Annotated in this window: 6 protein-coding genes and 1 riboswitch; all 6 genes read right to left on the reverse strand. The window is 55.6% G+C overall.

Annotation, left to right across the window (positions count from 1 at the left end):
* Positions 1 to 615: 615 nt before the first annotated feature.
* The 6 genes from NYE33_RS35245 to NYE33_RS35270 all read right to left on the reverse strand — a co-directional run bounded on the left by NYE33_RS35245 (position 616) and on the right by NYE33_RS35270 (position 13,239).
* A complete protein-coding gene (locus tag NYE33_RS35245; protein WP_341069934.1) occupies positions 616 to 2,775 on the reverse strand; it encodes an S-layer homology domain-containing protein in 2,160 nt (719 codons plus the stop codon).
* A 192-nt stretch (positions 2,776 to 2,967) separates the two neighbouring features.
* Positions 2,968 to 3,156, reverse strand: a riboswitch (cobalamin riboswitch).
* 517 nt (positions 3,157 to 3,673) lie between these two features.
* Positions 3,674 to 6,856 carry a GAP1-N2 domain-containing protein gene (locus NYE33_RS35250; protein WP_341069935.1) on the reverse strand — a complete coding sequence of 1,061 codons (3,183 nt, stop codon included), beginning with the start codon at positions 6,854 to 6,856 and terminating at the stop codon, positions 3,674 to 3,676.
* On the reverse strand, positions 6,853 to 8,115 hold the full coding sequence (locus NYE33_RS35255) for a hypothetical protein (RefSeq protein WP_042133863.1): 1,263 nt from the start codon (positions 8,113 to 8,115) through the stop codon (positions 6,853 to 6,855). The genes NYE33_RS35250 and NYE33_RS35255 overlap by 4 nt, the downstream gene beginning before the upstream one ends.
* A gap of 564 nt (positions 8,116 to 8,679) precedes the next feature.
* Positions 8,680 to 9,315 (reverse strand): hypothetical protein, encoded by a 636-nt coding sequence (locus NYE33_RS35260; protein WP_042133861.1) that lies wholly within the window; start codon positions 9,313 to 9,315, stop codon positions 8,680 to 8,682.
* Positions 9,316 to 9,350: 35 nt separating this feature from the next.
* Positions 9,351 to 10,622: a vWA domain-containing protein gene (locus tag NYE33_RS35265; protein WP_042133858.1), complete on the reverse strand. Its 1,272-nt coding sequence runs from the start codon at positions 10,620 to 10,622 to the stop codon at positions 9,351 to 9,353.
* A 193-nt stretch (positions 10,623 to 10,815) separates the two neighbouring features.
* Entirely contained in the window at positions 10,816 to 13,239 is a 2,424-nt protein-coding gene (locus tag NYE33_RS35270; RefSeq protein WP_341069936.1) for a transcription initiation factor TFIID, read from the reverse strand.

A 13,239-nucleotide genomic window follows, 5' to 3' on the forward strand; every position in this document is an offset into this window, starting at 1 on the left:
AACATTCCTCCGCCGGAACAGTAAATGGATTTATGACACTTGTTTATCCTATACGGACTTCACTGCCGATCCTAGTTGGATTAATGACACTTAATTCTGCCCCTAGCCGGGTCATTCGCTAATTCATGCGAGATTAAGTGTTGTTTTTCCAACTACGCCGCCATATCGGGAGATTTACAGGGAACTAAGTGACATTTTTCCACTTATATATCCCACCAGCACCCCGCACTATCGCTTTATTAGGCTGCTCCATGCAAAATCTTGCAGAAAATACAACTTAACTCCCTTAATCCTTAGGCATTCGGAAGGATTGTTGTATTAAATACAACAATCTTCCCGCTACAACGCTTGTTAGAAGAGAAATGCTGCCTTTTGTACAACAATTTCCGATTATAGCCGCGATCTTGATTGAAATGTTGTATTATGTGCAGGATTTTAAACAAGCATTCGGATTCCCACCCCAAACGCGGGTTAAAATCATGAGATTCTTGCCCCAGCAGCTCTACAATTCAAATTTCACTGCCGTGAAGACTAAGTTATATATTCATATTTAAGGTTTAGCTTATCTAGGATCTTTTCTTCATCAAGGCTCTTCTTCCTTGACCCATATCCTTCCTATGGCAATCTAACCGCTACAGCAGCGGCCATTTCTCTGGTTACAGCTGTGGCAGGAGCGAATTCGCCGCCGGTACCGCTCATAATTCCAAGTGCGGTTACAGTACGTACCGCCGTTAATGCGTAGGCGCTGATCTGGTCTTCATCGGTGAATTTTCCGGTTCCGGCTGCTGCCGAAGCTTCGTCCAGCTTCAAGGCTCTCACGATCATTACAGCCATATCCTGGCGGGTAACGGGGCCGTCCGGTTTGAAGGCTGTGCCTGCTACTCCGCTGACAATTCCCAGTTCCTTCGCTTTGTTCACTGCTCCATAATACCACGCATCCGCCTTAACATCACTGAAACTCTGGGCTGACGATGCCGCAGACGGCTCGTTGCCGGTCAATCTAAGCAGCAGTGCCGCAAATTCAGCGCGGGTAATATTCTGCTTCGGTGCGAACACGAGGCTGCTCTCACTGACACCGCCCATCAGCTTGCGGTCATAGGCCGTGTACACTGACTCCAGCGCCCAAGGCGAGATTGACTTCACATCGGTAAAAGCAGCACGGTCAGCCGCAGCAGAAGCCACGGTCAGCGGCTGCGAATAGCGGACTACCGCAGGTGTGCTGTCTTTGAGATATCCGGTAACGGTAATCGTATATTTATTCGCTGGCAGGCCGCCGGCAACAACAGCTGAACCCGCAGCATCCGTAACAGCAGTTTTACCGCCGATGGATACCTGAACCCCTGCGGCTGGCGAGGATACCGGGTCGGAAGTGAAGGTCGCTTCATTCCATACCCACTGCTTTTGAGTTACTTTTACAGTAATATCTTGTCCAGGCTGCGGCTGTGCAGGGGAGACCGTCACGGACTCTACCACCTGTGTGTTATCCCCGCCATAATAGACAAGCACGCGGTCATTCTCCGCAAGAAGGAAATCACCCATGCCTACACTTGGATAGATCCACGCTCCACCGCGGGCTACAACATACATCCACCCGTCATAGCCGCCAAAAGCACCCGCAGTTACGCCGCCGATTCCCGTCACGTAATTGCCAGCTTCATTGACCAGGGCCACCTTCTTCGCCGCCGCTGCCTTCTCCAGTGCTTGAAGTACATTTCCCGCATATACAGTGCCTTCTGCCAGGGTTCCGTTAGGGCTCTCAATGGCAACGGACACACTAACCTGAGGACTCTTCACAGGTGAATTGCTAAGATCATAGAGCTTGCTGCCTGTGCTGAAAAGCTTGTAAGCTACCAATGCTTCCAGTGCCTGCTCTGTCGAGAGCTGATTGTAGCTTCCCCCCGCTGTATGAGCGAACCCGCCATCTGCTGCACTATAGCTAAGAAGCTTACTGACAAGGTTTACATTGCCTACGGTATACTCCGCCCCTGCCGGGTCAATGCCAAAGGAGGACAGACCAATAATGGCTTGAGCGACACTCTCGCTGCTGTCACCATAGCCGCCGTTCTTGTCCTGTGCAGTCGCCAGCCAGGCTGCCGCCCGCTGTCCTGCGGTATTGACTGCCGGATCATCCTTATGTCCTGCCAGCACAGTAAGCACCATCGCCGTCATGTCCGGATCACTAGCCCCCGTAGTCAGAGTGAAGCCTCCGTCAGTGTTCTGCTTGGACAGGATCTCAGCCAGCAATTTAGCTGGGGTCCATTTCGCATTGTCAGGCATAGTATAAGTTCCGGAATCAAGCGCCAGCAGTACATAGGCTGCGTTGTTCAGCGTCTGGCCGGTAATTTTATCGTTATTGTAGAGCTTCTCAATCAGATTGTAGCCGGCAACATCCGCCGGATTCCCGCCAAGCGCCCTAACCGCAAGCGTAATCCGCGCATAGTCCGTAGCTCTGGCGTAGACACCCTTGGCTGCGGCTACTTTACTCTCAAGCGCCTTTAAATAACTATCCGGAACCTTATAGCCCGCCTGCGCTAGGCCGATGGCCTGCCAGTCGGACTGGACTCCGGCCTTCAGCACAAACTCCGAAGTGGCATAGACTGCCTCAGCTACGCTAACTGCTGTGCCTGAAGGTAGAGATGCCGCGTTATTCCCAGTGCTCGCAGCCGTCTCTGCAAAAGCCTGTCCCGCCGGAGCTACAGCCGCTCCCAGAACCGCGAACATCATGACAACGATCAGACCCAGCCGGATAAACTTGGATGATAAATTGTTCTTCATTGCTTGACCTCTTTCTGTGAATAGAATGGTATAGATGAATCCTGCGTCCTCCGCTGATGCGGGTGCAACATAAAGACCGCCCTGTACAGGGCGGCCGGGGAAGGATACAATACATGCAGCTGATATGAAGTTTCCCTCACACAGCCACTGCTTATATTTGCACCTGTTCCGCATTCTTACCCCCGAAGAATAGAAACAACAACGAAAAAGGCAGGTCTCCTGGCTTAAGCTTCATTGCTTCCCCCGCCTTCCCATCCTATTATCAGACAGTGGCTTCTCAGGAGTCGCTCCGCATTTACAGTGGCGGGACCGCACCGGACTTGCACCGGACTTCCCTTTTAAGCAGATTACAATCGTAGAACCGGCATGGGTATCTGTTGCATGACTACGCCTGTTTCTACGGAAATCCGCACCTTTTTCCAAAGCTTATTAAATTTGAATATTCACAAACAATCATATCTACTATTCCCCTGTATGTCTATAGACAAGCTGTTTCAATTATAGGCACAACCGGCCCCTTCCGCACAAAAAGTCCTGAACAACACTCGCCGCATTCTCCCGGCATATCATGCTGTTCAGGACTTAAATAGTGATGCTTCCGCTTCCGGCAAGAGCCGGCAGCTGGTTGATTGTATTATGTACAACAGAATGGGAATAAAAGGCGGCCATAATGCATTCTGCTGTATTTAGTACAATTGATTTTGGAATATACCCCTTATAAGCTCTAAAATCCGGATTCTAATGTACCAAATACAATAGAACGCATAATAGGGCTGATTATTCCTGATTTGAGTGTACAAAGTACAATGACCTCTCTGCCAGCTTACGCGGAAGCACCGTTGATGAAATGCCGGACTTCTCTTACATCCGGCTTCGCCCAATTCAGGCTCTCACCCAATCATTCCGCATCCGTGTCCGGGCTGGCGGAAGGAGTGGGGCCGGTGCCGGGTGTAGTCTCCGGAGTAGTGCTCGGGGTACTTCCCAGAATGCTCCCCGGACTAGCCTGTAGCTTCAGCGTATAGATTCCCGCAGTGATCACATCACCCGCGGCCAGCTTTGCGCCCGGCTCCAGCTCCACCGTCACTTCATATACGCGCGCAGGTGTTCCTGCGCCCGATGCGCCCGCCGCCGGGGAGGCTTCGGCTTCATCAGAGCCGCCGCTATTTCCAGCGGCTGCATTTCCGGTCGCCCCGCCGTCAGTCCCGACGGCTCCCTCATCAGAGCCGCCGTCATTTCCGGCGCCCGATGCACCCGCCGCCGGGGAGGCTTCGGCTTTATCAAAGCCGCCGCTATTTCCAGCGGCTGCATCCCCATTCGCACCGCCGTCAACTCCGGCGGCCAGGCAACTGCTCGCAGTTGCTGCAACCTTGTAAGTGTCCGCAACGTTATTACCGGACATCACGATGATCTCCGCCGGGTTAAAGGCGGAGCATTCCGCCACAGAGGCAAAGCTGAACACCAGCTTGACGCCTGCCTCCCCGCTGCTTTCAGCCCCGCCAGCATTCCCGCTGCCTGCCTCCCCGCCGCCTTCAGCCCCGCCAGCATTCCCTGTACCTTCTGTTCCACCATTTCCGGTTCCTGTGCTTGTCCCGGCACCTGCCACTCCGCCAACCAGCCGTACAGAGACCGGGCCTTGCTCTTGCCCATCCGCATTGTGGATATCACCCCGAATCGGGCTCACAGTCGGCTGCGGTGCAGCGGTATCCGCATCCGGCCGCAGCCAGCTGATAGCGATGATGGCTATGATCAGTACGATCCCAAGCACGCTGCCGGAGATCAGGATCTGAAATCGGCTGCGGCTGACCCACCGCGCCAGCGGCGAAGCCAGCTGGGAGCGGGCTTCATTATAGACATTCTGCATGGCGGGCGTTGCAGCCGAGCTATAGCTTTTGCGGAAATCACGGTTCTTGAACGCCTCGCGGTCGTTCTTCAGGAAATACTTCAGCACCGCCCGCCGGTAATTCGGCCACAGCTTCTTGCTCGAGATGGTGAACAGCCGGTTATGCTGCGACCAGGCCAGGAAACGGTAAACCGTTTCCTTATCATTGCCCGCTTTGCGTGCCACCAGCTCCAGCAGCGCATCGTAATCAAGCGGACCGCCCTCACGTTCACTGCTGTGGTAGAAGGCCAGCGGCAGCCGTTCGAACGGCTCGATGCTCCGCGACTCCTTCAGCCAGCGTCCTCCGAGCAGCTGTACATCATCCAGCTCCCGGGGAGACAGACCGGCGAAAATCTCCTCGTCCGGCTTCTCCTCCCCGAACCAGCGGTACGCAGCGCGCAGCGCATTCGCTTTACGCTTAGCGATTGCATCCAGCGGCGGCTGCCAATCCGCCGTATCCCGGTAGCGCAGGAAGGAAATCTCCAGCAGCTGCTCCATCGTCAGCTCGTCCAGCGAGATCCGGTTCAGCAGGAAGCGGTCGGCAACGGTTCCCAGCTCCTGCAGCAGTGACAGCGCTTCAGCATGTACACCGCCGCCTCTGCGGCGTTCTTTCTCGGCCTTCTGCACCGACTCATGAACCGATGCCACCGCCGCCACCGGATCATTGTCCCGCTGCAGCTTCTCCAGCAGATATTCCTTGACGGTATCGCGCACGAAAGCCTGCTGAAGCGCCTCCGGAAGGAAACGGCCCCAATGCGCCACGAACCGCAGAATATCCGCCGATTTCGGCGCGTCAGCCAGCCGGGATTCCATATAAGGCTCCAGCAGCGCTTTGCGGAAGATAGGCTGGGCCAGCACTCTTTTGAAGAAGGCCGCACTAAGCTCATCGTTGCCCTCAATAATACCGTAAGCGGCAGCAAGCGCATCCTCACGTCCCGCCGACTGGCAGTTCAGCATTCCGTTGATGAAGTAATCCACAATTTTGACCCGGTAATTATGGCCCGGCAGCGCAAAATACTCCTTGAACCACTCCAGAATCTCCGGCGCCGGTATCCCTTTTTTGCGGATCAGATCATACTCACGGTCGAACCGCTCCAGGAACATATCATTTAGCCGCACCCGGGATTCCAGCGCCCCCTCCGGCTTCAGATAGGACAGCAGACCGCCGAGCACAGCGTTCTTGTTCCCAGTATATAAATCTTCATTGCCCTGCTCAATCTCATAAAAGACAGCCAGCTCATTGTAGAGTGCCAGCGACAGCTTGCGGTCCACGCTCTCCCCAAGCAGCAGGGAGTCGGCGAATCTGGCGAAATCTCTGAGACTCCCGCCCTTTTGCCCCAGCGTCTTCCAGGCCAGGTCTGCATACGTCTGCCGGGACTCCCCGAAATCGGCATTCAGAATCCGCGCGCCTGCCAGATCAAAAATATAATCCTTCTCAATACTCCGGTCCCCCGGGCGCAGCGAGCCCTTCTCCACAAAGGTCAGGTGAATATATTTGCGGCTCTGCGGCTCTTTGGCATAAGTGATCACTCCCAGCCTGCGGCGGAAGTCATGCGGCATTGAAGCATAGAGGACCTCCGTCAGCTCCACCGCACGCTGCGACAACTCACTGATCGGTACATCCAGCGCTACATAGATCTTCTTCTTGCCGGCTACGGACAGCATGACCGCCTGAAGCAGGGCTTTGAACAGCTCTTCGGTGAATCCGAGGCTGCGAAGTACGGTCAGCGGGTCTGCAGACTCTTCACGGACCCCGACTGGAATGGACTCCAGCTCAGGCAGTGTTCCGCCCGGCTCCCCCTCATAACTCCGGGCAAAGCCGGCATGCAGCCATTCCCCGTACCCCTCAACAATCTCCTCCGAGCGGATAGGCGGCACCACGAAATTATGGGCAAAAAAAGCGCTCCGCTGCCCCGTGAAATCCGCCGCCAGATAGCGGCTCAGGCCAATCACTGTCTCATTGCTCTCCGTATGGAACAGATGCAGCGCGTCAGGATACAGCTCCTCATCCTTCTCACCGCGTGCCGCGAGCTCGGCCGGAGCATCGTAGAGGCAGAAGGGATGCAGGATTTTTTTGACAAAATTATTGTCGAGACTCTCCGATTTCGCTACCGTATCGAATCCCTCTGTCGCCCGGTAAACGCCGCGGCGCTCGCGGGTATACATCTGCTGGGTGATCATGGACCCTGAAAATCTGTTCACGGCCCGTCGCTCCCCTCAATATAATTCAGCTTGTGCAGCAGCCAGATAAACGGCTCGTCCACACGGATCGGACTGACGACACCCTCCACCTTCTGATTGACCGGATTGCTGCCCAGCGCAGATACCGCGAAGTAACCGGTGTTGGCAAAGTACACATCCATCGTATCCTTGAACGGACGGTCGACCTTCTCGATAAAGCGGCGGATTTCACCATCGATGTTATGGAACTCGTCCAGATTCAGCGTGTTGCGGTGCACATAGTTGTTGAACACGTTGCTGTTGGACTTGATGTAATCGCCATCCTCATCCTTGAGTGAGTGCAGCATGTCGCTTTTGGCCAGTACAATGGCCGTTGGAATATTGGTTTTGCTCTTCTCCTGATAAGCGATGAAGTCGCCGAACATTGTCAGCACCACATCACGCGGCTCATCGTACTGCGACACCCACTCGCCCGGACGGTCGCCGAAGTTGATGCGGATTTTCTCGCGGATGGAGCGGATCTGCAGCGGATCGACCATGAACAGAATGCCTGCGGAGTTCTTGATATGCTGGCCGTGCAGGCCCAGATAGTCCTGATCGACCATCCCTTCACCGGCAACATCGAAGAACACCAGCGTCAGCGGGGGCTTGGATTCATCCTTGAACACGAACTGGAAAATGAACGGCTCCTGCATCTTCTCCTTCTGGGTAGAAGCGAGCAGATCTCCCCGCTCGAACAGCGGCTCTTCGTACAGGGTGCGGAATTTGCGGCTGATCTCGGCATTCAGCGGCATACAAGCCGCGTCAAAATGTCCCGCTGTCGTATGCTGCAGCGTATGAATCAGCGAGGTCATATACACCGACTTCCCTACCTGGGAAGCGCCGATAATCGAGATAATATTGCTCGGCACCTTGCCCGCCGTTACAGGCAGCTCATTATGGCAGGACGGACATAGCCGTCTGCGGGTCAGCACGCCATAGCGGTCGGTGATTCCGGTCAGCACATGGTCCGTATAATGATGATACTCCTCCGGAATATCCGCCGGGTTCAGTATCGCTTCCAGATCGTCTACCGTATCGAGGCCGAAGCGCTCACGGTACTTATTCAGCAGATCATCTTCGCCCAGCGCATAATTCTCGTCATCCTCACGGCTGTGCATGGCCCGGAACACCACTTCCTCCGGCTCAAAGCGGGAGAAGCAGTACGGGCAGACGATATCATAATACAGAGGCCTTGCCGGGGCCTGATTCTTCTTCATGAAGCGGCTAAAAAAAGACATTTCTCTTCCTCCTCAACGTTTTGTCCGGCAGCTCAGGTAAATGGGCGGCTGACAAAACTGGCTTCGAAAGCATAATCTCCAAGTTTTGATGCAGCAGCTCAGGCGAATGAGTTGCTGACAAAACTGGCTTCGAAAGCATAAGCCTAAAGTTTTGCCGCAACAGCTGCTCAACGAACGAGCTGCTCGCAAAACGGGTATCGCACAAATTTGCTTCTATATCTGAGCGCAGACGGTCCGCTCGCTTAATTTCTCCGGCCTTACACACTGCACTTCCCCGGCATTCCGTTTGTACGCGGTTCTTGGAGCGCATATAACTGCACTTTGTACAGCTATATTACCGTTTCCGCCCGCTTGCGTCCGAATAGCTGCAGTTCGTGCAACTATACCGGAGCAGAGAGCATGATTAGAGGCTTTTCCCGGGATATAGATGTACAAAATACAATTAAACATCCCGTACAGCAGAAATCTGCCACTTTAGCTGTATGAAATACAGTTATTCCATATCTGGACGTATCCGGCTGAGCTCCGCGCTCCAACTAATATTCCTTACACCCTGCCGGCCGGTCACTCCGGCACCAGCTCGTAATATAAACCGTACTTGCGGCCGTCCGTGAAAAAGATCCGGATGAAGTCGTCTTTGCCGACCTCAATCGGCGGAAGCTGATTTCGTCCGGGGGCGAAATCCTGCACGAACGGGAAAAGCGCCCCGTCCTCCCTGGAGGCGGGATGGCCATCCCGCTTCTTCACGTAGCATAGTACTTCCTTCGGTACAGGCACCTCAGCGGTAATTGTCATATGCACGGTTTTCAGCTTACTAAACAGGCCCTTTTTGTGCTGGACGGAATAATAGATTCTCGCTTTGCCCGCGCTTACCAGTGTCTTGTTGGCACCGTCCCGCTGACGCACCAGCAGCGTCTCCCCGTTCCCGGCCAGCCGGGCATAGATGGTATACGCCACCAGCCCGATCTCATCCAGCCGGTCACGGTAACCGTTATTCGCTTTGTACTCTTCACGTGTGTAGAGCTTCATGCCGGAAGGCGGATGTTCCTCATCCTCCGGTGCCTCCGCAGAGGCTTTATGAATACATACCGCCTGCACGCCATCCGGCCAGCGCCACCGCAGCGTGCAGAACCGGTCTTCCACTCTGGATACCACTTCGGCTATAACCGGTGCACCAGAATCAACCTCGGCGTACTTCATGGCAACATGCTCCTTTCATTAGGTAACCATCGGACTCAGAATCCCTTACTGCCGCGGTTCCGGCGCGGCGGAGGGAATCCGTCCGCAGGTGCGGCCGCGGCTCCGGCGGCTCTCCCCTTGCGGGACAGGCGTCCTTCCCCTACAGGTACTACATAAGTAAACAATGTAAGAATAGCAACGAGCACCAGCAGTGCCAGCAGGCGGATCATTGGATCTGTAACCGTATCCCCGTTGAGACCGAATTCGAGAATCAGTCCGGCAGCGAGCCCGGATAATGCGCCTCCGAAGCTGAAGCTGCGGGCCAGATGGCGGTTATCGAATATAATGCCAAGCCCGAGGCCCAGTGCGGTACCAATCAGGATCAACGCAAGAATCCGCACTACAGCATAATAAGGACTGTCTGCTGCCCTATCACTGCGCTCGGTGAGCAGGGTCCGGTCGCCCAGACGGTCATAAATCTGCTGGAATACCTCGCCCAGACGGTTCGCATCTGTAACATCATAATACTGGCCGCCTGTCACGCTGGCGATATCCTGCAGAAGATTGGAGCCGGACGGATCATCCAGGGCAAGCCCGATGGTATTGACCGCAATGCCGCGGTCTACAAATGCGGTCAGCTCAGTTGACGTATCAAACTGGCTGAAGCCGTCAGATAACAGAATGACCATCGCTCCGCGGTCCGCCCCGTCTTCATTGATGACATTCATCGCTTCTGTAAGAGCCCCGCTGATATTCGTTCCGCCCTCGGTAGTCACCAGGCTGCTGATTACATCCGACACCTTCTGGCGGTTCTCCGCCTTCGAGAGCGGGATCAGCGGCTGGACCACGGAAGCCTCATGGCTGAACGTGACCACGGCTACCTTGTTGTCTTCATCCAGCTGCTGCACCAGTGCTCTGGCTGCTTCGTAGCGGCTGTTATTGGGGTCGCTTTCCAGCATGCTGCCGGAATCATCGATGACCATGATCACATTCTTGACCGGCTTGATGCCGCCAAAGTTCAGTTCATACACGAACTCGGTCAGCGTACCTATGCCAAACAGCAGCACCACTGCCAGCGGAAGCATTTTCCATGACGTGCCGAGATAACGTAGCTTCCAGGACTGGCCATTCAGCTTGGGCGAGATCGTCTCGGCAACCACGCTGCCTATAGAGACACAGAGCGCGACAAGGGCAAAATAGATCCCAACCAGTACAATCGGCGGCAGGTCATACGGCCTGCGGTCCAGGAGCAGCTCGCCAAGTACAAAAGCCACACCGCCGCCCAGCAGACTGAAGAGGAGCAGGAGGAGATTGATTTTACGCTGCATTAATATTCATCCTTTCCGGAAAAACCTTAATAATAATGCGCTTGAAACCGGCGCAGTGGGGCTGGAGTTTCTACTGCAGGGTGAATAGGCTGCTAATTCTATTCTGATGCATTCTGTACAACAGACTCCCTGAAAAAGGATCTGAAATTTCATTCTATTGCACTTCCTGCAGCAGAATGAGAGAACATTGTCCTCATCTCATCTCCGGCAATTGCTCCTCAGCAAGACCGTGCAGCTCATAGCCGTTGCCCGCATAGGTCTCATAATATACCTTGCCGTTGCGGTAATAGAGCAGATCCTCCAGGTGGAAGCCGCCCATCAGATTCAGCTTCTCCACTCCGCTCCTGCGCTGCTCATGCACGAAGCCCAAGCGGTAGATGCGGGTGGTCTCGTCAGCACCGAAGGCATAGCGCAGGAATTCGGAGGCACTGTCGCCGAAAAAGTATTTCTCCTCATGCCGGTGCTCCTGCGTATATTCAAACAGGCGGACATTCATTGCCGCCTCCTCTTCGAGACTGCGGTAGAGCTGCTTGAACAGCTCCTCCTTGGAGACAATGTCCCGGTTCTCATAGGCCGCCGCGACATTGGCACGCCGCAGCAGCTCTTCCTCGAACGGAAGCGTGAAGGGCCCTGCCGTCAGCAGCTCCCGGCGGCAGATTTCGATCAGCCGCTCAGCCACGGCATCGCGGCCGCGCCGCAGCAGCTCTGAGAGGCTGCCCATAAACCGCTCACTGAAGAAGATATCTCCGCCGCGTCGGGTCTCGATATCCTTCATGACCTCTTCCGTCACGCTGCGGTAATATTCCATGATGTTCTGGTCCACGGTGTCCTTGCTGCGGCCGATGCTGGCAAGGGCCAGGCTATGCAGCTCCTCCTCCAGCGCTTCCATCGCCAGGACCTTGGCTCTGCTGTCCGCATGCAGCTGCTCAAGCGCCGCATCATAGCGGAGGCAGAGGGCAAGCTCGCTTTCGAGCCGGAGAATCTCATATTTCTTACCATATACGGTATCAAATAAATAATGAATGAAATTACGCACAGTCCGTTTATCCAGCAGCGGCACCCGCTGGAACGGCTGGCGTTCTACACTCTCCGCATAGAGCCGTTCCAGCTCCTCCTGCGCAGAGAGCAGTGCCGAACGCAGTCCGCCCATATGCTGGCGCAGGGCATGAAGCATACTCCCTCCGCCCTCCGCCAGCTCGGCTGTCCATTCTGCGAGCTGATAGAAGGTCACCGGCGGAGTTGCCTGCTCCTCGGCGGCCAGAACGCCGGCCCACTCCCGGGCAGGGTCGATGGCCGCAGTCCTTCTTGCGGACACTTCCGCAAAGTTGCTGCGGAAATAGGCCTGCCCGCCTTCGCCGAAGAGCAGCTCCTCGGCTTCGCGCAGCGATAGCGCTCTGAGCTCCGAGTAGGACGGGCGTCCATGGCTCATCAGCCCGGTCATCTCCGCAAGGCCGGTGTCATCCGGCAGCAGTTCCGCCGCGCGGGCACGCAGGGAATCCGCTCCGAGGCCCAGCAGCGCCTGCCGTTCCTTAAGGCTCCGGCTGTTGCCGGCACGCAGCTTCTCAGCCAGGTAATGCAGGGCATGGTAGAGCACCGCCAGCGCAATCTGCCGGTTCGGCCTGCGTACCGCCGAGAAACCGGCCGAAGCATAGCCTTGTCTGCCCGTGCTGCCCCGTATGCCGCTTTTGAAAGTCATATTATTGTAGCCGCCATGCCCGGAAGCATGATCAGCCGCAGGCCGGACACGGTTCTTCAGCAGGCTGATATGGGCAATAATCTCATAATTGTCGTCCATCCCGTGAACGGACATCAGTCCGCGCTCGTTCTTGTCGGAGAGCAGATAGACCAGATCGAACAACGCGGAAGGACCATGGCCCACGGGGATGGACAGCCCTTCCTCCGTAACCAGAAGCGGAGCGCTTAAGGCATAGTCCGCCGCCTGCATCCCGTCCAGCTCACGCAGAAAAGCCAGCCCTACCGAGCTGGAATAGCCAAAGTTATCCCCTTGCTCCCGCTCGTTGATCAGCGCATACAGATCGGTCTGCACCGACTTGAACGACTGGCTGAGGATGGCGCGGGCCAGCAGGGCAACCTCCGGCAGCAGCACATTAAGCGGATCATCGACCCGCGTAACGATGGACAGATGGATGACATCGAACGAAGAATACAGCCGTCCGTAGTCCGCTATGCTGTTGCTTAACTGGCGCAGTGTCCGGTTCATCCCGGCCAGGTACTGGCTGTCCTCATGAAATTCACGGTACAGCTCTCGCCGGACCGTCCGGGGATCACGGCCCGCCGTGTTAGGCAGGGCCATGTGCAACACGCGTTCATGAACGCTGCTGTTACCGCTGCCGATCCATCCCTTGATTCCATCCTTCTCCTGCGTACTGCCGCTGCCGCTGGGAGAACCCGCGTGCAGCGCCATGACACCGCCTGCATTGTCCCATTTGCGCTCGCAGCGTTCCAGCACCGGACCGATGGCCGGGGTCACCTTGTCGCCGAGGAACAGAAACAGAGCAGGGTAATGGATGCTGCTGCGCCCATCCCCCTTGTTATGCTGCGCTTCCTCCTGCGCAGCGTACTGCTCTGCATATTGTAAGGCCTGATCTCTGATCAT

This window comes from Paenibacillus sp. FSL R10-2199, assembly GCF_038000235.1.
GTDB classification, from domain to species: Bacteria; Bacillota; Bacilli; order Paenibacillales; family Paenibacillaceae; genus Paenibacillus_AQ; species Paenibacillus_AQ phytohabitans.

Excerpts from the sequence above, each read along its gene's own strand:
- NYE33_RS35265 (WP_042133858.1), bottom strand. The coding sequence starts at position 10,622 with ATGCAGCGTAAAATCAATCTCCTCCTGCTCCTCTTCAGTCTGCTGGGC.
- NYE33_RS35260 (WP_042133861.1), bottom strand. The coding sequence starts at position 9,315 with ATGAAGTACGCCGAGGTTGATTCTGGTGCACCGGTTATAGCCGAAGTG.
- NYE33_RS35245 (WP_341069934.1), bottom strand. The coding sequence starts at position 2,775 with ATGAAGAACAATTTATCATCCAAGTTTATCCGGCTGGGTCTGATCGTT.
- NYE33_RS35270 (WP_341069936.1), bottom strand. The coding sequence starts at position 13,239 with ATGATCAGAGATCAGGCCTTACAATATGCAGAGCAGTACGCTGCGCAG.
- NYE33_RS35255 (WP_042133863.1), bottom strand. The coding sequence starts at position 8,115 with ATGTCTTTTTTTAGCCGCTTCATGAAGAAGAATCAGGCCCCGGCAAGG.